This window comes from Pseudoalteromonas sp. AOP7-A1-14, from assembly GCF_052376275.1.
Classification (GTDB): Bacteria; Pseudomonadota; Gammaproteobacteria; order Enterobacterales; family Alteromonadaceae; genus Pseudoalteromonas.
Genome location: NZ_JBQSVO010000030.1, coordinates 1 through 21,309, shown reverse-complemented (window position 1 = coordinate 21,309; position 21,309 = coordinate 1). Strand labels below are relative to the sequence as shown.

The 21,309-nt window shown below is 39.8% G+C and carries 21 protein-coding genes and 1 pseudogene; 11 read left to right on the top strand and 11 right to left on the bottom strand.

Features of this window, described 5'->3' with window-relative positions:
• Positions 1-143 precede the first annotated feature (143 nt).
• On the top strand, positions 144-1,112 hold the full coding sequence (locus ACT3RM_RS07055; RefSeq protein WP_441834212.1) for a class 1 fructose-bisphosphatase: 969 nt from the start codon (positions 144-146) through the stop codon (positions 1,110-1,112).
• A gap of 155 nt (positions 1,113-1,267) precedes the next feature.
• On the opposite strand, the gene ACT3RM_RS07050 is transcribed toward ACT3RM_RS07055, so the two are convergent.
• A complete protein-coding gene (locus ACT3RM_RS07050; RefSeq protein WP_441834213.1) occupies positions 1,268-1,594 on the bottom strand; it encodes a hypothetical protein in 327 nt (108 codons plus the stop codon).
• 59 nt (positions 1,595-1,653) lie between these two features.
• Between ACT3RM_RS07050 and ACT3RM_RS07045 the strand changes: the two genes are divergently transcribed.
• Positions 1,654-2,010: a DUF5522 domain-containing protein gene (locus ACT3RM_RS07045; RefSeq protein ID WP_441834214.1), complete on the top strand. Its 357-nt coding sequence runs from the start codon at positions 1,654-1,656 to the stop codon at positions 2,008-2,010.
• Here the strand turns inward: ACT3RM_RS07045 and ACT3RM_RS07040 are convergent.
• Positions 2,007-2,855, bottom strand: a complete 849-nt coding sequence (locus ACT3RM_RS07040) for a sulfurtransferase (RefSeq protein WP_441834215.1) — start codon at positions 2,853-2,855, stop codon at positions 2,007-2,009. The genes ACT3RM_RS07045 and ACT3RM_RS07040 overlap by 4 nt on opposite strands.
• Positions 2,856-3,087: 232 nt before the next feature.
• Here ACT3RM_RS07040 and ACT3RM_RS07035 point away from each other — a divergent pair, with 232 nt between their 5' ends.
• Positions 3,088-4,092: a glycosyltransferase family 9 protein gene (locus tag ACT3RM_RS07035; RefSeq protein WP_441834216.1), complete on the top strand. Its 1,005-nt coding sequence runs from the start codon at positions 3,088-3,090 to the stop codon at positions 4,090-4,092.
• A 48-nt stretch (positions 4,093-4,140) separates the two neighbouring features.
• Here ACT3RM_RS07035 and ACT3RM_RS07030 read toward each other — a convergent pair.
• Together ACT3RM_RS07030 and ACT3RM_RS07025 are read right to left on the bottom strand one after the other, a co-directional pair.
• Positions 4,141-4,463: pseudogene (locus tag ACT3RM_RS07030) on the bottom strand (group I truncated hemoglobin).
• Positions 4,464-4,585: 122 nt separating this feature from the next.
• The gene (locus ACT3RM_RS07025; RefSeq protein WP_441834217.1) at positions 4,586-5,689 is read right to left on the bottom strand and encodes a phosphoribosylaminoimidazolesuccinocarboxamide synthase; all 1,104 of its coding nucleotides are present in this window, start codon (positions 5,687-5,689) and stop codon (positions 4,586-4,588) included.
• A gap of 215 nt (positions 5,690-5,904) precedes the next feature.
• Here ACT3RM_RS07025 and ACT3RM_RS07020 point away from each other — a divergent pair, with 215 nt between their 5' ends.
• From ACT3RM_RS07020 to ACT3RM_RS07005, 4 genes are read left to right on the top strand one after another with little or no spacing between them, the layout of a single operon-like run.
• Entirely contained in the window at positions 5,905-6,978 is a 1,074-nt protein-coding gene (locus ACT3RM_RS07020; RefSeq protein ID WP_441834218.1) for a CDP-glycerol glycerophosphotransferase family protein, read from the top strand.
• A gap of 16 nt (positions 6,979-6,994) precedes the next feature.
• On the top strand, positions 6,995-7,696 hold the full coding sequence (locus ACT3RM_RS07015) for an ABC transporter ATP-binding protein (RefSeq protein ID WP_441834219.1): 702 nt from the start codon (positions 6,995-6,997) through the stop codon (positions 7,694-7,696).
• Entirely contained in the window at positions 7,683-8,957 is a 1,275-nt protein-coding gene (locus tag ACT3RM_RS07010) for an ABC transporter permease (protein ID WP_441834220.1), read from the top strand. Before ACT3RM_RS07015 ends, ACT3RM_RS07010 begins: the two co-directional genes overlap by 14 nt.
• 11 nt (positions 8,958-8,968) lie before the next feature.
• Positions 8,969-9,457, top strand: a complete 489-nt coding sequence (locus ACT3RM_RS07005; RefSeq protein ID WP_441834221.1) for a DUF3299 domain-containing protein — start codon at positions 8,969-8,971, stop codon at positions 9,455-9,457.
• Positions 9,458-9,517: 60 nt separating this feature from the next.
• On the opposite strand, the gene mutM is transcribed toward ACT3RM_RS07005, so the two are convergent.
• Complete coding sequence (mutM, locus tag ACT3RM_RS07000; RefSeq protein WP_441834222.1) at positions 9,518-10,327, bottom strand: bifunctional DNA-formamidopyrimidine glycosylase/DNA-(apurinic or apyrimidinic site) lyase; 810 nt, start codon at positions 10,325-10,327, stop codon at positions 9,518-9,520.
• The gene (locus tag ACT3RM_RS06995; RefSeq protein WP_441834223.1) at positions 10,320-10,679 is read right to left on the bottom strand and encodes a hypothetical protein; all 360 of its coding nucleotides are present in this window, start codon (positions 10,677-10,679) and stop codon (positions 10,320-10,322) included. The genes mutM and ACT3RM_RS06995 overlap by 8 nt, the downstream gene beginning before the upstream one ends.
• Positions 10,680-10,837: 158 nt before the next feature.
• Between ACT3RM_RS06995 and ACT3RM_RS06990 the strand changes: the two genes are divergently transcribed.
• Entirely contained in the window at positions 10,838-11,764 is a 927-nt protein-coding gene (locus ACT3RM_RS06990) for a manganese-dependent inorganic pyrophosphatase (RefSeq protein WP_441834224.1), read from the top strand.
• A gap of 85 nt (positions 11,765-11,849) precedes the next feature.
• Here the strand turns inward: ACT3RM_RS06990 and ACT3RM_RS06985 are convergent, their stop codons facing one another.
• The 5 genes from ACT3RM_RS06985 to radC all read right to left on the bottom strand — a co-directional run bounded on the left by ACT3RM_RS06985 (position 11,850) and on the right by radC (position 16,917).
• The gene (locus ACT3RM_RS06985; protein ID WP_441834225.1) at positions 11,850-13,307 is read right to left on the bottom strand and encodes a hypothetical protein; all 1,458 of its coding nucleotides are present in this window, start codon (positions 13,305-13,307) and stop codon (positions 11,850-11,852) included.
• 10 nt (positions 13,308-13,317) lie between these two features.
• On the bottom strand, positions 13,318-15,408 hold the full coding sequence (locus ACT3RM_RS06980; RefSeq protein WP_441992850.1) for a TonB-dependent receptor family protein: 2,091 nt from the start codon (positions 15,406-15,408) through the stop codon (positions 13,318-13,320).
• A 154-nt stretch (positions 15,409-15,562) separates the two neighbouring features.
• Complete coding sequence (gene rpmG, locus ACT3RM_RS06975; RefSeq protein WP_004587947.1) at positions 15,563-15,718, bottom strand: 50S ribosomal protein L33; 156 nt, start codon at positions 15,716-15,718, stop codon at positions 15,563-15,565.
• Between the two features lie 11 nt (positions 15,719-15,729).
• The gene (gene rpmB, locus ACT3RM_RS06970; RefSeq protein ID WP_008464111.1) at positions 15,730-15,966 is read right to left on the bottom strand and encodes a 50S ribosomal protein L28; all 237 of its coding nucleotides are present in this window, start codon (positions 15,964-15,966) and stop codon (positions 15,730-15,732) included.
• Between the two features lie 276 nt (positions 15,967-16,242).
• Positions 16,243-16,917 carry a RadC family protein gene (gene radC, locus ACT3RM_RS06965; RefSeq protein ID WP_441836260.1) on the bottom strand — a complete coding sequence of 225 codons (675 nt, stop codon included), beginning with the start codon at positions 16,915-16,917 and terminating at the stop codon, positions 16,243-16,245.
• Between the two features lie 154 nt (positions 16,918-17,071).
• On the opposite strand from radC, the gene coaBC reads away from it, so the two are divergent.
• The 3 genes from coaBC to ACT3RM_RS06950 all read left to right on the top strand — a co-directional run.
• Positions 17,072-18,265 (top strand): bifunctional phosphopantothenoylcysteine decarboxylase/phosphopantothenate--cysteine ligase CoaBC, encoded by a 1,194-nt coding sequence (gene coaBC / locus ACT3RM_RS06960; protein ID WP_441836261.1) that lies wholly within the window; start codon positions 17,072-17,074, stop codon positions 18,263-18,265.
• Positions 18,266-18,359: 94 nt separating this feature from the next.
• Positions 18,360-18,947, top strand: coding sequence for a nucleoid occlusion factor SlmA (gene slmA / locus ACT3RM_RS06955; protein WP_441836262.1), 588 nt, complete (start codon positions 18,360-18,362; stop codon positions 18,945-18,947).
• Between the two features lie 413 nt (positions 18,948-19,360).
• On the top strand, positions 19,361-21,309 hold a 1,949-nt coding region (locus ACT3RM_RS06950; protein ID WP_444511351.1), incomplete at its 3' end, for a S9 family peptidase.

Sequence of the window (21,309 nt, the reverse complement as noted above, 5' to 3'; positions counted from 1 at the left end):
TCGCGTTTTAAATACTTTGGAGTGTACCCAGTATAAGGGTTTTGATCCAAAATACAGCTATTTAAGATGAAATTCAGCGCTTGCTTTGGCATCACTCTCACACTTAAAAATGCCATTGCTATTAACGTTATCAGGAAAATAGAATGCGTAGACTTCCACCAGTATTACTTGAAGACGGTTGCCCAAGGGAACTTATCTCGTTGATCAGAACTATATTAGCGGCTTGTAAAGAAATTTCATTTCGGGTTGGCCAAGGTGCTCTTTCAGGTGCTTTAGGCTCAACACTTGATGAGAATATTCAAGGCGAAACACAAAAAAAACTAGATGTACTCACCAACCAACTACTTAAAGATATATTACTGGAATCAGGCTATGTAAAAGCTATTGCCTCTGAAGAAGAAGATTACACCGTAGCCGGTAACCCAGATGCAAATTATATAGTTGCCTTTGACCCATTAGATGGCTCGTCAAATACTGATATTGACTCATTAGTGGGCACTATTTTTTCAATAATGAAAGCGCCTGAAGGCTCAGATCCTGCCGATCAAAGTATTTTTATGCAACCGGGTAAAGACCAAGTTGCCGCAGGTTATGTATTATATGGCCCATCAACCGTACTTGCGCTAAGCACAGGTAAAGGAACGCGTTTTTATACACTCGATAAAACTCACGGCAGCTTTTTATTAACGCAAGACTTTGCTCAAGTACCAGAGCAAACAAGCGAATATGCTATTAACGCCTCAAATCAGCGTCATTGGCAACCAGCTATGCAAAACTATATTAACGACTTAATTGCTGGCGATACAGGCCCACGTAAACGTAACTTTAATATGCGCTGGATAGCCGCCATGGTCGGCGACGTACACCGCGTGTTATGTCGTGGTGGTATTTTTACCTACCCTACCGACACCAAAGATCCAAACAAGCCTAATAAGCTACGCTTACTTTACGAGGCTAACCCAATGGCTATGCTAATAGAGCAAGCTGGCGGCATAGCCTCAACAGGCACAGAGCGCATCATGGATATTGAGCCTGACGCCATCCACCAGCGCGTAGCCGTGATCTTAGGCTCAAAAGACGAAGTAGAAACGTGTTTGGGATATCATAAATAATAGGTTTTAGGGGCCAAGCTCTAGAAGCTAGATAAAAGGCTCTGAGAAAACCGGCCTCAGATAATACTTATACCGTAGGCGCGGCTTTATGCCGCGCTTTTTATTTTCAGGCATTTTAAGGTTAAGTTAGCTGCTATATTGCTATAACCAACCCCTTATTCACTTGCCAACAACTCAACCAACCTCGCGACTTTACTCTTATCAAGCTCCCCCATTTGCTCACTATTACTTAGCGCAAAAATAACACCTTCGACAGCACTATGGTCTATGTCGGTTCTTGATTCTATAACATTGGCCCACAACTCAAGGTCGTCTAAATCGATTTCGCCTTGAATACAGCGATTGAGTAAATTTAAAACTGTTTCTAAGGTTAATGTATAATTTGTAGCTTCATCGGCGGTTGATGACACGATAATACCGATGGCCTCATCTTTATGTTCACCAAAGCTAGCAAACTCTGTTAATGCTTGTGCTCTGTTCATGTTTAATTATCTGTTATTCTATGGCTGAAAATTTATTTTTTAAATTGACCTAATATTGAATGACTATTTTAACCTGCTCACAATGCCAAGTCATACTTAGCTGTAATGCTGATAATATCACTGCATGCTGGTGTAATGAGCTACCCGCTATTTTACCACCTGATAACAAAGCAACTCGTTGCTTATGCCGAGGCTGTGCGCTGGATAAAATTAATCAGTTTTTAAATAACCTCTATCAACAACCATTAAAACAACAACTCGCTTTTGCTAGGCCTTTTTGTAATAACGAAAATTTAATCGAAAATCTCGATTATGAGATGCAAAATAACATGATGGTATTTACTCGCTGGTTCTTTTTAAAGCGCGGTAAGTGCTGTCAAAACAACTGCAAGAACTGTCCTTTTCGAAAATATTAACTTCGCTTAGGACATACGCCCGTTTCAATAGGTAAATCAGAGCGGGCGCCCCATTCACTCCAAGAGCCATCATAAACGCTTAGCTCAGTATAGCCGCATTCATCTGCAAACAGCGCAAGAATACACGCAGTCACCCCGGAGCCACAGCTAAACTGTAACTTATTTTGCCCCTTTATACGCTTAGCAAACTCAGCTTTTATCTCTTTAATCGCCTTAGCTTCACCATTTTCAAGCAATGTAGTAAAAGGCAACGATACGCTGTGCGGAATATGACCACTGCGCATCCCTTCACGTGGCTCAGCCATTTCACCTGTAAAACGCTTATAGCCACGAGCATCAAATAGCAAAACATCGTCGTCATCAATACCATTAAACACCGCCGCGGCGTGAATGAAATGATCTGTTCGGGGTTTGGCGATAAAGTTACCTTTATGATGATGGCTATGGCTGTATTCAACTTGTGTGAAATAACCTAATGCCTGCCACTTGGCAAGACCGCCGCTAAGTACCTTAACATTGTCAAACCCCATCGCTTTAAACATCCACCAAGCGCGAGCAGAGCTAAACAAGCCTTGGTCTTCATAAATAATCACTAAAGAGTCATTGTTTACGCCCATCAACTGCATTTGCTCAGTAAATTGCTCAGCACTACACATCGTATGTGGCAGCAGGTTACTGCTATCGGCCAACTGTTTTTTTAAGTCAAAACGTTGAGCATTTGGTAATATAGCCTTGGGGTTATAATTACCCAGCTTACCGGGACGCACCATACCGGCATCAAAAATAACTAAATTATCATCATTAAGATGAGTGTTTAACCATTGGCAAGTAACTATATTTTTCATTATGGCTCTTTCCATCTTTGATATGCTCTCTAAAAAATTTACAGCTTATTAAATGGCTGTAAAGCTTGTAAGATAAATAAAAATAAGCATCAAGATCTTACTAACTTGTGTAAAATAGGCAATGATATAATTAATTGAAAAGTTCTATTATAATAGAGCTTTGATTTAGCTCCGCAAATTATAGCGATAAGTAAATACCTAGCATTTACAGTATATTAAGGGATCTCTTTAGATGCGCAAGAATAACCAATTAAATAACAGCCAAATAACAGGTAATATTTTAATAGTATTACCTACGTTTATAGGTGACGCTATAAATTGTACTCCCGCATTACAATTGATCGAAAAATTATACCCCAACCAAAAAATAATATTGCTTGTAAGGCCTCAATTTGTAGAGCTATTTGAACGTGATTTAAATTACTCGATCATACCTGACGAACGTTTCAAATCGTCTAATTCAGTTTCGATGTTGGCGCAGGCTAAGCAATTAAGAGCCGCGAATATCCAAATAGCCTTTATAATGCGTAACTCACTATCTGAAGCTATTTTATGCTTTTTAGCAAACATCAAATATCGCGTCGGTTATGCTAAAAATGGCCGTTCACCGTTGCTTACGCATAAACTAAAACTTAATAAAAATCATCATTATATTTATCGCTATTGTAGACTTGTAAATGAACTTCACGGTAATCCATTTTCAATAATGCCAAGTACATTATTGACTAAAGAAACAAGTAATTTAGTACTTAAACAAGAAAAAAAATCTATCGGGGTTTATTTTGGTGGTCAGAATAAAGGCCTTCGCCACTACCCTCACGATCTTGCATTAGAAAGTCTTGAAGAAGTAGCAAAAAACATCGATTGTACTTTTTACTTATTTGGCGATCCTAGTGAAAAAGAAGATGCATTATATATACATAATCAGCTAATAAACAAAAATATTGAGTCAACAATACTTGCAGGCAAAACATCAATTGCAGCCATGGTAGATGCAATTGCAGCAGTCGACTTGATGATTACTATTGATTCTGGTCCTATGCATATTGCAGCGGCATTTAATGTCCCTTTCGTAGCAGTGGTTGGACTCGGTACATCTCCTTGGAGTATCGTTGATCCAAAAATGATAAATAAAATAGCATTGGTAGCTAATGGTCAGCAACTGCTACAAAATGAAATTATAAAGGCAATAGAGCCCCGACAAATAGCTCAAGCAGTACAAACGCTACTAAATTAGTTAAATTTTAATTATCTCTGAGCGCAATGGCACCATTCTAGAGAGAATTTAATTTTGTAGCGAGTGATTAACGTTTTGCTCATCCATAGCAGCAATGAACAAGTCAACAACATGGCTAAAATCTCGCTCTGAAATGCACATGCCGGTGTGTATATCGACCATATTGTCACCTTTATATTTACATGGTTCATCGGTTAGTGCGCATAAGTGAGAAACAAACCCTTCGCGAAAATGGCTTATATCTGCATGCTCAAAAATGAATGTTCTGCTCATCATTACCAATTGGGTTAATAAAACTATCAACTAATCGCTCAAGGCCAACCAACACGTTGTTGATATAAATTAAGGTTATTAGCTGAGCGACATCCCAACTTTAGCTATGCTGTTAATCTAAAATTCAGTTAATTAAAAACTGGCTATAAATGTAAGGATAAAAGCCCAGTAACAATAAATTAAATTTAAGTAACTGCGCTTTTTTCATACTTTATAATTACTATTTGACGATTAAATCATATTCCTTGTCTAAAATAGCAATGACTTCACTGCGCGGATCTGTTGGAATCGAAATGTTTTGGCCAATAATTTTACTCGCAATACCAACATAAGTATTTGACACTTCGAGCATCACTGATTCAGGTAAGGCATAACTTTGCGCTAACTGCTCACGCTCATCCATACGGTCTTTATTAAGTAGTACATCGCTGTCTGATACGTTATTTATAAGCAATTGACGAAACCCTTCTTTAGAGTTCTCAATTATTTTACCATCTTGATAAGCCGCTTCATCCCAAATACGTGACGAATCCGGCGTACCCACTTCGTCGATATAAATAAGTTTATCCGTGCCATCAACACCTTCGACATAACCAAATTCAAATTTAGTATCAACAAATACTTGTCCAAGTTTTGCAAGTTCTTGGCTTATTAAGCCAAAACCTTCCACTAATAGCTTTTCGTATTTAGCCACATCATCTTCAGATTTAAAGTTAAATACACTTAAGTTATTAATAATATTTTCACGGGTAATATTTACATCATCAACCGGTGGGATCTCAGCAACCCCAGTAATAACCCCTTTAGTAGAAGGAGTAATTAAAACTTCATCCAGCTTTTGGTTGGCCGTTAAGCCTTCAGGTAAATCAATACCACAAAAATTACGAGTGCCTTTCGCGTAATCGCGCCACATGCTGCCAGTAATATACTGACGCGCAATAGCTTCTACTTTTACCGTACTGGCTTTACGTACAATCCATACATAAGGGTGTGGAATATCAACAATGTGATTACCTGCAAGACCTGCTTGATCAAATAGTTTAAACCAATGAGAAGCAACTGAGTTAAGTGCAATACCTTTACCCGGCACGCCATTTAGGCCATTTTCACCTTGCCAAATACAGTCAAACGCAGAGATGCGATCAGAAATCACCATTATCGCAAGCTCAGTGTCTTTAGGTACGTTGTAACCTTTGTCACTAATTAAGCGGGCACTATCTTCATCAGTTAACCAATAAACCGAACGTACTTTACCACTGTGTACTTCACCTTTAGTGCGGATGGGTAAATCATCGTTAACGTCTAAAACTTTATAGCTAGTCATGCTATCTCCGGATGTATGGCATGCGCTTGAAAAACGCAATATGGGATTGGGGTTATAGCTGCCTATAATAATCTAGACTCATCGAAAGCTCAATCTCTGGCCTGCTATACATCAGCACAGAAATAAAAAAGATAAAAAATATTAATTTTCAGGTAATTTTGCTGTCATAAACAATATACCGTTATAATAGCGGTCTCAATCATGGGAGGTAACACTTGGATTATTTAGCCGCGACTCAGCAAAAAAAATATTTAATGTACATTTCTCAAAATTATTCATTTGCGATTTTGCGCCCATTGCAGCATGAAATTTTAGCTCGTGGTGGCGAAGTAAAGTGGTTTTTGGAAGGCTGCAATGTGAATCCGCATTTTTTACACCCAGATGAAGCACAGCTAACTTCAGTTAATCAAATATGTCAGTGGCAACCTGATGTCGTTTTTATACCAGGAAATACCGTTCCAAACTTTATCCCAGGTAAAAAAGTAGCTGTTTTTCATGGTTTTAATTCTGGTAAAGTTAACCGAAGAGGTTTTGAGGATCACTTTAATATTAGAGGCTGTTTCGACCTTTATTGTACGCAGGGACCAAATACAACAGATAAGTTTAAGCGGTTAGCTAAGAAACATGGTTTTTTTGAAACTAAAGAGACCGGCTGGCCAACTTTAGACCCACTTTTTTCGCCAACCTTAAATAATCCTTATATTAATAGTTTAAACTCTCGAAAAACATTATTAATTTGTTCAACATTCTCTCGTAACTTATCCCTTGCACCAAAGCTTTACCAGCAAATAAAGCACTTTAGCGAGCAAGGTAAGTGGCGTATTTTGGTACAATTTCATCCAAAAATGCCGCAGTATTTAGTTGAACAATATAAAGCCCTCGAGAATGAAAATTTAACGTTTATTGAAACCGATAATGTACTGCCGTTACTACAAGCAGCAGACGTCATGCTATGCGACACATCATCAATTTTATTGATGTTTATTTTACAACGTAAGCCGGTGGTCACTTTTTGCAACCAAGACCCTGGTGAACATTTAATTGATGTTACTGACGCAGATAAACTCGAGGCCGCAATCGATTATGCATTAACTCACCCACACGATCTTATGAGTAAGATTGAACAGTTCTGCCAGCAGTTGCACCCATACCAAGACGGTTTATCGAGCCGGCGTGTACTTGCCGCTAGTAATGAATTATTATTTAACAATCTGCCACTTAAGCCAAAGCCTCTTAATTTAATTCGTAATTTTAAGATGCGTAAAAAATTAAGTTACTGGCGTTGGTAACACTGCATAGGTTCTCATGATCACACTTAACAATGTGCTTTTTAAATGGCACGCTCAACAAGTAAAACCAACTCTCTCAATTGATAGCTTACATATACGCCAAGGCGAGCATGTGTTTTTACACGGCCCCAGCGGTTCAGGTAAATCGACTGTACTATCATTACTTGCAGGTATTAATACGCCAACAGCGGGTGAAATAACCCTGCTTGACACCTCGATTCAAACACTTAGCCACGCTAAACGCGACGCTTTTCGTGCTGATCATTTAGGTTATATTTTTCAAAACTTTAACTTACTGCCTTATTTGTCACCAATTGAGAATGTCATGCTTGGCTGTCAATTTTCAGAAAAACGTAAGCAAACAGCGCTTGCCAGCAGTGCTCACTTAGACGTAGAAGCAAGCCGTTTACTTGATGCTCTAGGGCTTGAAAAACAGTTACAGCAGCAATCAGTGGCAGAGCTAAGCATTGGCCAGCAACAGCGAGTTGCTGCAGCACGTGCGTTTATTGGCAGCCCTGAAATAATTATTGCTGATGAGCCTACTTCAGCCCTTGATGCCGATAACCGAGAGGCCTTTATTAAATTATTATTCGCACAAGCAAAGGTAGCCAACAGCAGCTTAATTTTTGTTAGCCATGATAAATCGCTAGAAGCATTATTTACTCGTTCTATAAGCTTAGTAGAGTTACAAGGAGCCAACCCTCATGCTACTAACTAAACTAGCTTATAAAAGCTTACTAAATCGCCGTGCAAGCGCATTTCTAACCTTGTTTACTATTGCCATCAGCGTGATGTTACTGTTAAGTATTGAACGTGTCCGCGTTGATGCAAAGAGCAGCTTTAGCAATACGATTTCAGGCACCGACTTAATTGTTGGTGCACGCACGGGTGATATTCAATTATTGCTTTCGTCAGTGTTTCGTATCGGCCATGCTAACAACGGCCTCAGCTGGAAAAGTTATCAGTATATTAAGCGCCAGCGCGGAGTAAATTGGACCATTCCAATTTCTTTAGGTGATAGCCACAAAGGACAAGCAGTGCTTGGCACTTCCCCCGATTATTTTAGCCATTATCGTTTTGGTAAAAAGCAATTATTAAGTTTTTCTCAAGGCCAACCATTTACTCATATTGATGAGGTGGTGCTAGGCAGCGATGTAGCCAACTCACTTAATTATCAACTAGGTGATGAAATAGTTATTTCTCACGGCATGGGCAATACCAGTTTTCATCACCATGACGATAACCCATTTAAAATAGTGGGCATTTTAGATGCCACCGGCACCCCCGTGGATAAGACTCTGCATATTCCGCTTGCTGCCATTGAACTTATTCATGGTGGTAACTCACAAGGTAGCCACGATGATCACAGTCACGAACCAAGCCATGAACACGAACACGAACATCAACATGATTTAGTCGGTGAGCCAAAGCAAATTACAGCATTTTTAATGGGTTTTGATTCGCCTTTGTATACTTTGCAAGTACGTCGCAATATCAACCAATATAAAGACGAAGCACTACTGGCAATTATGCCTGGTGTAACATTACGTGAGCTTTGGGAAATGCTATCCATAGTAGAAAAAATATTGCTGCTGTTTTCTATTGTTGTGGTATTAGTTAGCTTGCTTGGCATGCTTACTACATTATTGGCAAGCCTTAATCAACGCCGCCGAGAGCTAGCAATTTTGCGTTCAGTGGGAGCGAGACCATGGCATGTTTTTTCATTGATCAGTATCGAGTCGCTACTTATCACCAGCCTTGGTTGCTTAGTCGGTGTTGGGCTGTTTTATTTGTTGATGGCATTTGCTGCTGGGTATTTGCAAAGTCAGGCCGGCATTACTATTACGATTACCATGCTCTCATACTATGAACTAACACTAATCGGCGCTATTATGGCGGCTGGTTTTATTGTTGGTTTAATACCCGCAACACGTGCTTATTTTTATTCATTAGCCGATGGCATGAGCATTAAAATTTAATAAGGGTTGTTATGCAGTATTTTAAAAAAATAAGTGTTTTATGCTTATTGGTTGTTAGCCTCACTAGTGTGGCAGGTGAACCAAAAGAAATTTTTTGGGAAGACTTAATTCCTCAAGGGCATGTGCAAATTGATACTCAAAATCAAGCTAACCACGAAGGCTCAGAGCAAAACTGGGTACAACCAGAGTTAGACGCACCAATAGTTAAAGAACTGAACGGCCAATCAGTGAGCTTACCGGGTTTTGTTGTGCCGCTGGAAGGCGATGATGAAGTAATCACCGAATTTTTGCTTGTTCCTTACTTTGGTGCTTGTATTCACGTACCACCACCGCCGCCAAATCAAATTGTTCACGTAACCATAAAAGGGGGCGTGCCAATCGAAAGCCTTTACGATGCCATCGTAGTGACCGGCGTGATCAGCACAGAAACCTGGTCAGGCGAAATAGCCCAAGTAGGTTATAAAATGAAAGCCGTTGGCGTAGCTCCTTTTGAGCTTTAAATCATTTCGTCCTAAAAGCACTTACTGATTTAGGACGAAACTCACCCACTACACCCTTATTTATTTTTGGCACTGAGAACAATACACCGTGCTACGTTGACCTAAACGAATTTCAGTTAATGGCTGTTGGCACTTCATACATGGCTCGCCTTTGCGCCCATACACTAATAATTGCTGAGCAAAGTAACCCGGCTTACCATCACTTTGCGCAAAATCTTTTAGTGTAGTGCCGCCTTGTACTATCGCTGCTGCCAGTGTTTCTTTAATAATAGGCACTAATCGCTGATAACGTGCTAGTGAGACTTTACCCGCTTCTCGCTTTGGATGAATACCCGCTTTAAATAATGATTCATTGGCGTAAATATTACCCACGCCAACTACCACCGCGTTATCCATAATAAACTGTTTTACCGGTATTTTTTTATTTCGTGACTGCTCGTAAACACGTTTAGCTGCAAACTCATCGGTTAACGGCTCAGGGCCCAGCTTAACTAATAAAGTGTGACACTCATTGGGCGCTTGCCATAAGCAACAGCCAAAACGGCGCGTATCGTTTAAGCGCAGCGCTTTATTATTAGCAAAAATAAATTCAATGTGGTCATGTTTTTTAAGTGGCTCTGTTTTATCAACCACTCGTAAGTTACCCGACATTCCCAGGTGTAAAATCACACTGCCGAGCTCACAGTACAAAAGTAAATATTTTGCTCTGCGCTCTACTTTTGTCACTTTTAAGCCCTGAATCTGCTTTACATCATCAGGGACTGGCCAGCGCATGTTGGGATTATGGATATTCACCTGAGTAACTTGCTGGTTCAGTATGTGTGGGGTGATGCCTAAACGGCTCACTTCAACTTCAGGTAATTCAGGCATCAGCTTCACTTTTTTGAAAGTTAATTAACGACAGTAGCTGCTCGCCGGCAAGCCATAAAGCAGCAACATAAATACGCGTTAGGGTTTGCTCATTAGTTTTGCGCTCAACAAGTGTAAGCTCAACACTTTGCCAATAACTAATTAAGTCAGCAACTTGCTGCTGAGACATGAGCCCTTTTTTTTGTTCTGGAAAAGCAAGCGCTAACACAAAATTCTGTGCGGGCAACACAGCCTGTACATCTTGCTTCGTAGGCACGCTATTAAGCTTTTTGTGCAAACCATTAAAGAAGAAAATCATCAACAGCATGGAGAATATAAGCACATTGTTCCAGCCTTTGCGGCTTAACTGCATTTGAGCCCTTCCTAAAAATTCAATTAGTTAAAGTGTAACCAAAAAGAGCCGTAAATGGCAGCCGAATTTTTTATCAATAATATACAAATTCAGCAACCAGAGTGTGTCAATATTAGATAACTTTGCTAAAATAACGCAAAACTTAAGGAGCTCCGTCAATGTCAATGTATGTAGTAGGTCACAAGATCCCAGATTCAGATTCTATTTGTGGTGCAATTGCACTGGCTTATTTGAAAAACCAAATCGAAGAGCCAGCAATCCCCACTCGCTTAGGTGAAGTATCACCTGAAACACAATTTATTCTTGATAGGTTTGGTTTCGAAGCCCCGGAACTTAAATTAAGCTATGCGGGTGAAGATGTGTATATTGTAGACCACACAGAAAAAACCCAAGCTCCTGATGATATCGACCAAGCTCACGTTGTTGGTGTTGTTGATCACCACAAACTTGGTGACCTAACAAGCTCTGCTCCACTTGAGTGCTGGATCCGCCCTGTTGGCTGTTCAAATACCATTATTAAAATGATGTACGACTTTTATAATGTTGAAATTCCAAAAGACATTGCAGGCATCATGCTATGCGCAATTTTAAGCGATACCGTTATCTTCAAATCACCAACGTGCACGACCGCTGACATTAAATGTGTTGAAGCCCTTGCAGAAATTGCTGGCATCGAAGATTTTAAAGAACTTGGCATGGAAATGTTTAAAGTAAAATCAGCTGTTGAAGATACCCCTGCACGCGACTTAGTTATGCGTGACTTTAAAGACTTCAACATGAACGGTAAGCTCGTTGGTATTGGGCAATTAGAGGTTATTGATCTTGCCGTATTTGACGATATAAAAGCAGATCTTGAAGCTGATATAGCTAAATTAAAGCAAGAAGGCGGTCGTCACTCAGTATTATTACTGCTTACCGATATTATGAAAGAAGGATCGCAAATGCTAATTGCCTCAGACGATATCACCGTTATTGAAGGTGCGTACAATGTACAGGCCGAAAATGACCAAGTATGGTTAGACGGTGTACTGAGTCGCAAAAAGCAGGTTGTCCCGCCACTACAAGATACTTTTGCTAAACTATAAGTTTGGTGCGGTTTAAAGCCGCACCAAATGTCTATTTTGTTTATCAGCGCGATTTTAATCGCGCTTTTTCATAACTCGTAAATTGTTATCGAGCTCGGCGTTTTTTCAGCATCATTTTTGTACCAAATCCCGCCATTACTAACAGCAGTAATAAAGTAATTACAATCATACCATCACGCAAAATTCGCCCAGTAAACGATGTTAAGTGGCTCCATTTATGTAACAGTGAAAACGATAATCGCTCTAGACGGTCTTGACTGCGACTTTGATCAACCAAAATACCACTTATTGGATCAACGAATAGCCAACTGCTTTGAGTATCATCTAACTCAACCTTCCATACCGGTAAGCGCTTATTACGAAAATCATAATCAGCCCCATAACGAGTTACAATTTGGCTATCGTCAACACTCACTTGCTCGTCTTTTTTAAACTTCTTTGCCAATAGTGTGGCTTGGCTTTTATCGTTTATATCATTGCGCTCATTACCCGAGTATGGGTTGATATAAACGGCTGGTGCTTCACTAGGCATGCCCTTAAAACGGCTATTACGATTAGCATTAGCCACTTTTTTAGTTGCTATTCCTAAACGGTAAACAGCATTATTTTGTGCATCACTAACAACACTAATACTGGTTAAGCTTTTACTTTGATAGCGAGCAAGCCAATCATTATTTAAGGTTTGCTGTGTATTAATACACCCTATGCTCTGTAAACGTAGGCCACTAACACTTGTCGCTTGCGAACTATATAATAAGTGATAGAAGCCACTGGCAGACCAGCCAAGTAATGGTAGCCAAAGTGCATAAGCTAAATAGCGATGATAACGACGACTCGTTTGCTTTATAGCGCGTTTACGCATAGCAAACACCAACCCAAGTCCAGTAACGGCCATTGCAAATAATGTAACCATTAATAAGCCAATAATAACTAAACGGCCATACTCAATACTTTCTAACCAGGCAAAGGTATGAAGTTGCATAAATACAGCTTTTAGCGTGTTTTTAAAGCCATTAGTAATACTGGCAAGGCTGTTAGTTTCGGTAAATACATAAGTGCTAGTGCCGTTATTAAAGTCAACTTTATAAACGGGCAATAAGCGATTAACTGCGGGGTAATCATCACTAAAGTGCTCTATTACGCTTATAGCATCAATTTTATTACTGGCAATACCACTATAGTAACTGGCTAGCCACTTAGCCTGTTGTTTATCAAAATCAGTGAGGTAATCTAGAGTCTCTAAATTATAGTAATCACGGCTCGCTTTACCTTTGCGTGTAACCTGTAACAGTCCACCATACTGCTCATTAGCAACCACTTTGACCACTTGCGCGCTCGCAGTCACACTAGGCATTTTTACTAGTTGGTTAAAACCGCTAAGCTGCGCGTGGTTAAGTTGTAATTTAGGCGCTGAAAAAGCCACTGTCTGCGGGCCAAACCAGCTCATAATTGGGTGACTAATTGCGCTACCTCCCCAAATAAGTAGTGCTGCAAGCCCCCACCAACCTAACTTTTTATGCCATGTATTTAATAGTTTTCTCATCACCTACCCCTTACAAGCCATAACGAAAGCCAACAAAGAAACTTCGTGGCTGTCCAGGACGATAGCTTAAATCAGGATCGCCAACTTGGTTTGAGGTATATGACGAGTATAGCTCATCGGTTAGGTTCATAACTCTAAAATAGGCTTGCATTTTGTCGTTAATATCGTAGTTAAAACGTAAATTTATTAAGTTATGGCCGTCATCAGTTTGGGTATTAGTTTGATCGGTGTAATAACCACCTAAGTAACTGTATTCGAGTTCGCCGCGCAGGCCATTTAACCAATTAGGATAATAAACCAATCGTAAGTTACCACTATGATCAGGCGCTTTAGCTATTTTATTGTCAGCAAAGTTAAGCTCTTGCGAGCAAAAACAATCTGTGGAAAAGTAAACATAATTAAAGTCTTTATAGGTTTGGTCAGTATAAGTATAAGACATACCTAGCTGTAACTGCTTGCCCAGCATGGTGTCTACCCCTATCTCAATGCCTTTATGTTCTGTTTCACCGGCATTAGTTGTAACCCGCGATCCTGCTTCGATAATTGAAACAATATCGTCCTCAGTATTCATATCATAAATTGCGATTTCATAATCAAACTGGTTGCCAACCTGACCGCGAAAACCAATTTCAGCACTTTTACTGTGTACTGGTTCAAGCTCGGTTGAACCTTGTGAAGAGCCAGGACGAAATAAATTACCTACCGTAGGCGCACGAAAGGCATAACGGTAACTAACGTACATATTATGTGAATTGTTAAACTGATAGATTGCCCCAAGTTTAGGGCTGGTGTTGCTGTAACTAATAGTTTGGCTTTCAGGGCGCAGATGGGCGTAATCAAATGCGGCATCGCTTAAATTATTAGTGTAATCCACTTCAAAACGGTCAAAGCGTACACCTGCATTAAATCGTAGCTGCTTGTTTAGTTGGTACTCCCCATGCAAATAAGGGGAAATAGAGCGTTGGGTGGCATCATAATCGTAATTAAGCTGCCCAGTTTTACTATAGTTGGTGTATATATCAGCTTGTTGATCTATGGTTATTTGCTCTTCACGGTAACTAGCTGGTGTACTATCAATATCAACACCCGCTATAAACTCAACATTACCTGAATCACTTCGGTATCGATATTTACTCATTAAACCATAAGATTGAAACTCAGTTTCAGCTAAATTAGCATCATAAGTGATCATCCAGCTTGGCATCATTTCAGATTCATTATTACGATAATAAGGCGTAAACGACAGTAAGCTTTGCTCACTTAGCGTATAATTTAACTCTATAGAGATACGACTAGCACTGACCTTACGGTAGCCAATTTCACCATGGTAAAGGTTTTTCTCAGGGTTATTTTGATAATCGTCATACTCAAGCGATGAACTACCTGACTGGTCAATCTGTGAATGGGAACCCGTTAGCTTCAATTGCCAGTTTTTACCAAGCTCAGCATCTAAGCGACCATTTACTGAGTGACGGTCGTAATTACTCTCATCACGAAAACCATCACTTTGGGTATAGTTATAATCAACTCTACCTGCGGCATTATCATTGAGGCTATTACTGAGTGAGAGTAATCCCCGCTGCCAGCCATCACTGCCCAGCTCAGCATTTATTTCAGCAAGAAAGTCTGTGCTCGGAGCTTTGGTAATACTGTTAATAACGCCACCAATCGCATCACTGCCATAAAGTGCCGATGCGGGACCTTTTATTACTTCCAAGCGGCTACTTTGTGGCACATTGATTTCATACAAACCATTGTGGTTAAAAAAGCCCGTGGGGCGGGTAGGAATACCATCTTCTAAAAATAAATAAACGCCTGCGGTACTTAAAGGCTGACGAATCGCCGTCATATGCCCTTCACCACCTAAATTATTAATATACACACCAGCAACTCGGTTTAATGCTTCCGCTGGATGAGCTGGCGCTATGTCGGCCAGCATTTGTTCAGTAATAACTCCCACCGATTCAGAAAGTTCAACGTTTGCTTTTGCTTCTCGAGTACTGGTAACCACCATATGTTCTAAGTTTTCATTATTTGGTGTTTGTGCGTTTATCGATGAGCTAATAGTAAGGGTAAGTATTGAGAGTTTTGTGAGCCGCATTTTTTATTTTGTTTTTAGAAAATTTGGATTATTTTAATAACTTAGTCAGCGGATGTCGCTGCGACATATTGTCACACCCAAATTTTATAAACTCTAAAAACAAAAACCCAGCCTAGATAGGCTGGGTTTTTAACATTCTCTGAAAGAACTAAAATTACTTGATTTTAGCTTCTTTGAAAATCACATGTTTACGAGCCTTAGGATCGAATTTTTTGATTTCCATTTTTTCAGGCATGTTACGCTTATTTTTGTCAGTAGTGTAGAAAAAACCAGTACCGGCAGTTGAAACTAAACGGATCTTATCGCGCATGATTCAGCCTCTTAAACTTTTTCGCCGCGAGCACGGATTTCTGTAAGAACCGTGTCGATGCCTTTTTTATCGATAATACGCATACCTTTAGTAGTAGTGCGTAATGTTACAAAACGTTTTTCACTTTCAACCCAGAAACGGTGTGTTTGTAGGTTAGGTAGGAAACGACGTTTAGTCGCGTTTCTCGCGTGTGAACGGTGATTACCAACCGCTGGACGCTTACCTGTAACTTGACATACTTTAGACATGTCTATATATCTCCAATAACTTCGCTCGAGCTTAATTTTCCCTAAGGCCATGTATTTTGAGCCCTAGGTATAAATCGAAGGGCGCTCTTTATACAGCTTATACAGGCAAAGATCAAGTATTTGATCTAATTCAACCAGCTCATATGTAAATTTGATAGCGGCCAATTATAAAGATCGAATGCCCTTAGGGAAAGTAAAAACTGCATTTAAATTAAACTAATTTCAAAAAAAACGCTAAACCGCTCATTTTTAACACTGTTAAGCATTTAACAAAGTTTAAATAAAGCCTCGCTCAGCAAACGAAACGCAATTATCTCCACCCACAACGATGTGATCGAGCACATTTATGTCAACCAATTGTAATGCCTTTTGTAGTTTTTGGGTAATTAACTTATCTGCTTGGCTTGGTTCTGCAATTCCTGATGGATGATTATGCGCTAATATTAATGCAGCAGCATTATTTTTAAGCGCCGCTTTAACAACTTCTCGCGGATACACCGATGCCGCATTAATCGTTCCGTAAAATAATGTCTCATCTTTAATCAAACGATTTTGGCTATCGAGATAAAGCACCATAAACACTTCTTGCTGTAAACCTCGTAACTGAATAGTTAAATAATCATAGACCGCTTGTGGTGAGTTAAACACGGCATCACGCTGGCACTGTTCAAGCATATAACGCCGACTTAGCTCGAGCACCGCTTGTAACTGTACAAATTTAGCAACTCCTAGCCCTTTTTGTGTACAAAACTCATCTAAGCTTGCATTAAACAAATTATGTAAGGTGTTATTTTGGCTCATTAAGTGCTGTGCTAATTCAATGGCATTCATGCCAGGCAAACCTGTACGTAAGAATATCGCTAATAATTCAGCATCACTCAAGGCACTAGCACCCTTTGCTAATAGTTTTTCTCGTGGTCGTTGCGATAACGGCAAAGAAGTTAACTGCATTATTTCGTCCCTAAAATAAAATGTACTCTTTTAACTGTAATGCAAAAATAAAATTTTTCCTGCTCTTGTTATCTAAATTCAATTTAATAAACGTCGTGCCTGCTTTAAAGATTTGCTATCGTTAAGACATATCAATATTAGGCATTAATGAGTTATGACAGAGTTAGCAAACAAAAAAATTTTACTGGGTATCAGTGGCGGTATTGCAGCCTATAAATGCGCCGAACTTGTGCGCCGCTTAAAAGAACGTGGCTGTATTGTAAAAGTAGTGATGACTGATTCAGCTAAACATTTCATCACCCCACTAACAATGCAAGCAGTGAGCGGTGAAGCGGTATCTGACTCATTACTCGATCCATCAGCAGAAGCCGCCATGGGCCATATTGAATTTGCCAAATGGGCTGACTTAATTTTAGTCGCCCCTGCCACCAGCAATATTATTGCTAAAATGTCTGCGGGTATCGCCGATGACTTATTAACCACCTTATTACTGGCAACCCCCGCTAAAGTGGCTGTGGCTCCTGCAATGAATCAGCAAATGTATGCCCACCCTGCAACTCAAGCTAATTTAAACACCCTAGCAGAGCGCCAAATAGCAATTTGGGGCCCGGGTAAAGGTGAGCAAGCCTGTGGCGATGTAGGCGCTGGCAGAATGCTCGAACCTCACGAGCTTGTAGAGCTATGCACCCAAACAGCAAAGCCACAACTACTAAGCGGTAAAACAATTACCATTACCGCAGGGCCAACTCATGAAGCGCTTGATCCGGTACGTTTTATATCTAATCGCAGCTCAGGAAAAATGGGGTATGCCCTTGCCGAAGCCGCCCTTGAATTAGGGGCTAAAGTGAATCTTATTTCTGGCCCAGTAAATATTAAAGCGCCGGTAGGGAGTAATTTGATAAACATAGAAAGCGCCGAACAACTACTTAATGAATCGCTCAGGCTTGCTGTACATTCAGATGTATTTATTGGCTGCGCGGCGGTCGCTGATTATCGCGCAAGTAACGTTGCGGCTCAAAAAATGAAAAAACAAGGTGATGAACTAATACTTACATTGACTAAAAATCCTGACGTCATAGCAAGTGTTGCTAAACTTACTAAGCAGCGCCCTTATACCGTTGGCTTTGCCGCTGAAACACAAAATGTTGAGCAATATGCCCAAGGCAAACTTAAAAATAAAAATTTAGACATGATTTGCGCTAACGATGTATCGAAAGTAGGTGTTGGCTTTAACAGCGACAATAACGCGCTAACCCTATTCTGGGTTGATTCAAATCGCACACTACCACTTAGTAGTAAAACCGATTTAGCCTTAAAAATCATGAGTGAAATTGCCCAGCGTTTGTAAAAACGCTGGAAAGAACCTGAATAAAACATTAACATGAGCCTTTCATTTGCAAAAAATAGACACTGCAAGTAATAAATTTAAGAAAGGAATGTTCATGCCTGCGACAAAAAGAAGTAATCGCAAAGAGCAAATACTGCAAGCCCTAGCACAAATGTTAGAAACAAGCCCAGGACAACGTATTACCACAGCAAAGCTGGCTGCTGAAGTAGGCGTTTCTGAAGCTGCACTTTATCGCCACTTCCCAAGTAAAGCACGTATGTTTGAAGGGTTAATTGAGTTTATTGAAGATACCTTACTGTCACGAATCAACTTAATTTTAGAAAACGAAAAAGAAACCCAAAGCCGTATTTACAACATTCTATTATTGCTACTCGCTTTTGCTGAAAAAAACCCTGGTATTACGCGTATTTTAACAGGCGATGCCCTACAAGGTGAGCAAGAGCGTCTGCGCGAACGTGTGCAAGGCTTATTTGAAAAGCTCGAAACCCAATTAAAACAAGTATTAAGAGAGCGAAAGCTTCGCGAAGGTAAAACCTTCCAAAGTGATGAGCTTACGCTTGCAAACTTTTTACTGGCGTACATTGAAGGCAAAATGAACCAGTTTGTACGCAGCGATTTTAAAGCAAATCCAAGCGTCCAATTTGAAAAGCAGTGGCCTGAACTACAAAAAATTTGGTTATAGGCTAAATTCACGACTCCCAAGAGCTGATTATATTCATCAATCCAATTAACCGCTAAAACCTCTTCGATCTCACCTATTTTGTCTGCAATTTATAGTTGAGATCTTAGTGCCCCACCGCGACCTTTTGCGTAAGATAAAAAACGTACATAACCGTTCGTTACTTTTCGCTGATGACCCACTGCAATATTTGAATAAGTAAAAAGAGCCGAACGCACGCGACCAAACCAGTAGTTCTTCAAACACCAACATAGTCTCATACAAAAATAAGACAGGAACAAAGTTTAGTCCCTATTTATAACTTGCCGCTTTAACCTTGTAACTTTCAACCTCCATTTTTGACCACTTATCGTATCTACTCGAATCATTATTGAAACGCGTTACAATGAGTGACCACTGTAAAACGAGAAATAATAATGAAAGCACAATTTTCCTTACTCAGTTTAGCGTTAATTTCAAGCCTGAGTAGCACTGCATTAAGTGCCAAAGAAGCATTGCAATTTAAAGACGTGTTTGACTTTAAATATGCACAAGAAACGCAGTTATCTGAAAACGGCCAGATCTTTAGTTTTAGTGCAAAACCCTATCGAGGTGATAGCAATGGCAAAGTGTACAACTTAAGCAGTAATAAATTAATTGCAGAGGTTGAACGCGGCACTGCTCCGGTTATAAATAAAGCCAGTAATTGGGTCGCTTTTACACAAGTCCCGAGCTTATTGGAAAAAGAAACCAGCAAGAAAGAAGATCAGCTTAAAAATAATCTTGTATTAGTGAATAGCCAAACTAGCGAGCAAAAAAACTTTAGTGATGTAAAAGACTATAAACTGTCTGATGATGGTGTATGGCTTGCTTATCGGGTTGATAAAGAAACTAAAAAATCAACAGATGAAACACCTGAAAAAATCAGCGAAATAACGCCAGATAAAAAAGATAACGCTTTTGATCTGGTTGTTATTAACCTCGATAACCAAACCACTCATAAGCTCGATAATGTGTTTAGTTATGCCATTAGCGCCACCGGCGAGCAGTTATTGGCAAGTCAAAGTTACCTTGATGGCAACGATAACCAAGTCATACTTGTTGAACTTAACAATGATTTTAATACTAGCGTGTTAATTGATGAACCGGGTGTGATCGTAAATAAAATAGCATGGCAGCCAAAAAGTAATACCGCCGCATTTACACTAGGTAACTATGTGAATGACGATACTCGCAGGCGCAATTATAGCTTACAGCTTTGGAGAAATGATTCTCTTAGCGCTATTAATTCAAGCAACACAAACAACAAAAACTGGCGAATAGGTAAAACGGCCAAACTTGAATGGTCTGATGATGGCGATCGCTTATACTTTCAAAACCACCCAAAACTTGCAGAAAAAGTAGCCGCAAAAGAATATACCGATGAAGCTTCACTGTATGACCCTGCCACAATTCGCGAATACAAAGAACTAAACGTTTGGCACAATAACGATGCAGAGATAAAACCTCGCGAAGAACAGCAGTGGAATAAAACCAATAAAAATCGCCACTACCAAGCGGTTTACCATATTAATAACGCTAAGGTGGTGCAATTAACCACACCAGAAATTGCTGAAACTGAACTTAACACTCAACGTACGGCATTACTGGGCTACTCTGATAAGCCTTATTTAGAACGTATAATGTACGATGGTTTTTTTGCTGACTATTACGCTATTGATGTACCAACGGGTACTCACAGTGAAATTGTTAAAGAATACCCATTTAAACCCAGCCTATCGCCCAATGGCAAGTTTGCGACGTACTTTAAAAATGGCCAGGTACAATTAAAAGACTTAGATAATAATAAAATCACCGCACTTACAACTGCAATTAAAGCAACGTTTGCTGATGACAAGCACGATTACCCTTCTGCCCAACCTAGTTACGGCGTAGCAGGTTGGCGTGTTGATAGCAGCCAAGTATTAGTGTATAGCAAATACGATATTTGGGCATTCGATGTCAAAAGCCAACAAGCCACACAGCTTACTCAAGGTAAAGAAACCAATACTCAATACCGTGTTATCAAGCTTGATAAACAACAAGTCGGCTTTAAAACCAACGAAACATTATTATTAAGTGCCAATAACTTACAAACAAAACAAACCGAAGTAGCCAAGCTAAATTTAGCAAGCAATAATGTAACAACCATACTTGCCGGTAAAAAACGTTTTGATGTAGTGAAAAAAGCCAAAAATGCCGACAAGTACCTATTCACAGAACAAACCTATCAGCAGTTCCCTGACTTTTATCAAACAGATTCGAGCTTTGAAGAGCCGCAGCGTGTTACTGATTTAAATCCACAAATAGCAAACTTTGCTTGGGGCCAAAAACCTGAACTTATTAA

What these genes read in the sequence shown, in the direction of transcription:
- radC (WP_441836260.1), bottom strand. Translation starts at nt 16,917, where the DNA reads ATGCAGTTAACTTCTTTGCCGTTATCGCAACGACCACGAGAAAAACTA.
- ACT3RM_RS07050 (WP_441834213.1), bottom strand. Translation starts at nt 1,594, where the DNA reads ATGAACAGAGCACAAGCATTAACAGAGTTTGCTAGCTTTGGTGAACAT.
- ACT3RM_RS07025 (WP_441834217.1), bottom strand. Translation starts at nt 5,689, where the DNA reads ATGACTAGCTATAAAGTTTTAGACGTTAACGATGATTTACCCATCCGC.
- ACT3RM_RS07040 (WP_441834215.1), bottom strand. Translation starts at nt 2,855, where the DNA reads ATGAAAAATATAGTTACTTGCCAATGGTTAAACACTCATCTTAATGAT.
- ACT3RM_RS07045 (WP_441834214.1), top strand. Translation starts at nt 1,654, where the DNA reads ATGACTATTTTAACCTGCTCACAATGCCAAGTCATACTTAGCTGTAAT.
- rpmG (WP_004587947.1), bottom strand. Translation starts at nt 15,718, where the DNA reads ATGCGCGATAAGATCCGTTTAGTTTCAACTGCCGGTACTGGTTTTTTC.
- rpmB (WP_008464111.1), bottom strand. Translation starts at nt 15,966, where the DNA reads ATGTCTAAAGTATGTCAAGTTACAGGTAAGCGTCCAGCGGTTGGTAAT.
- ACT3RM_RS07005 (WP_441834221.1), top strand. Translation starts at nt 8,969, where the DNA reads ATGCAGTATTTTAAAAAAATAAGTGTTTTATGCTTATTGGTTGTTAGC.
- slmA (WP_441836262.1), top strand. Translation starts at nt 18,360, where the DNA reads ATGCCTGCGACAAAAAGAAGTAATCGCAAAGAGCAAATACTGCAAGCC.
- ACT3RM_RS07055 (WP_441834212.1), top strand. Translation starts at nt 144, where the DNA reads ATGCGTAGACTTCCACCAGTATTACTTGAAGACGGTTGCCCAAGGGAA.
- ACT3RM_RS07015 (WP_441834219.1), top strand. Translation starts at nt 6,995, where the DNA reads ATGATCACACTTAACAATGTGCTTTTTAAATGGCACGCTCAACAAGTA.
- mutM (WP_441834222.1), bottom strand. Translation starts at nt 10,327, where the DNA reads ATGCCTGAATTACCTGAAGTTGAAGTGAGCCGTTTAGGCATCACCCCA.
- ACT3RM_RS06985 (WP_441834225.1), bottom strand. Translation starts at nt 13,307, where the DNA reads ATGAGAAAACTATTAAATACATGGCATAAAAAGTTAGGTTGGTGGGGG.
- ACT3RM_RS07035 (WP_441834216.1), top strand. Translation starts at nt 3,088, where the DNA reads ATGCGCAAGAATAACCAATTAAATAACAGCCAAATAACAGGTAATATT.
- ACT3RM_RS06980 (WP_441992850.1), bottom strand. Translation starts at nt 15,408, where the DNA reads ATGCGGCTCACAAAACTCTCAATACTTACCCTTACTATTAGCTCATCG.
- coaBC (WP_441836261.1), top strand. Translation starts at nt 17,072, where the DNA reads ATGACAGAGTTAGCAAACAAAAAAATTTTACTGGGTATCAGTGGCGGT.
- ACT3RM_RS07010 (WP_441834220.1), top strand. Translation starts at nt 7,683, where the DNA reads ATGCTACTAACTAAACTAGCTTATAAAAGCTTACTAAATCGCCGTGCA.
- ACT3RM_RS06990 (WP_441834224.1), top strand. Translation starts at nt 10,838, where the DNA reads ATGTCAATGTATGTAGTAGGTCACAAGATCCCAGATTCAGATTCTATT.
- ACT3RM_RS06995 (WP_441834223.1), bottom strand. Translation starts at nt 10,679, where the DNA reads ATGCAGTTAAGCCGCAAAGGCTGGAACAATGTGCTTATATTCTCCATG.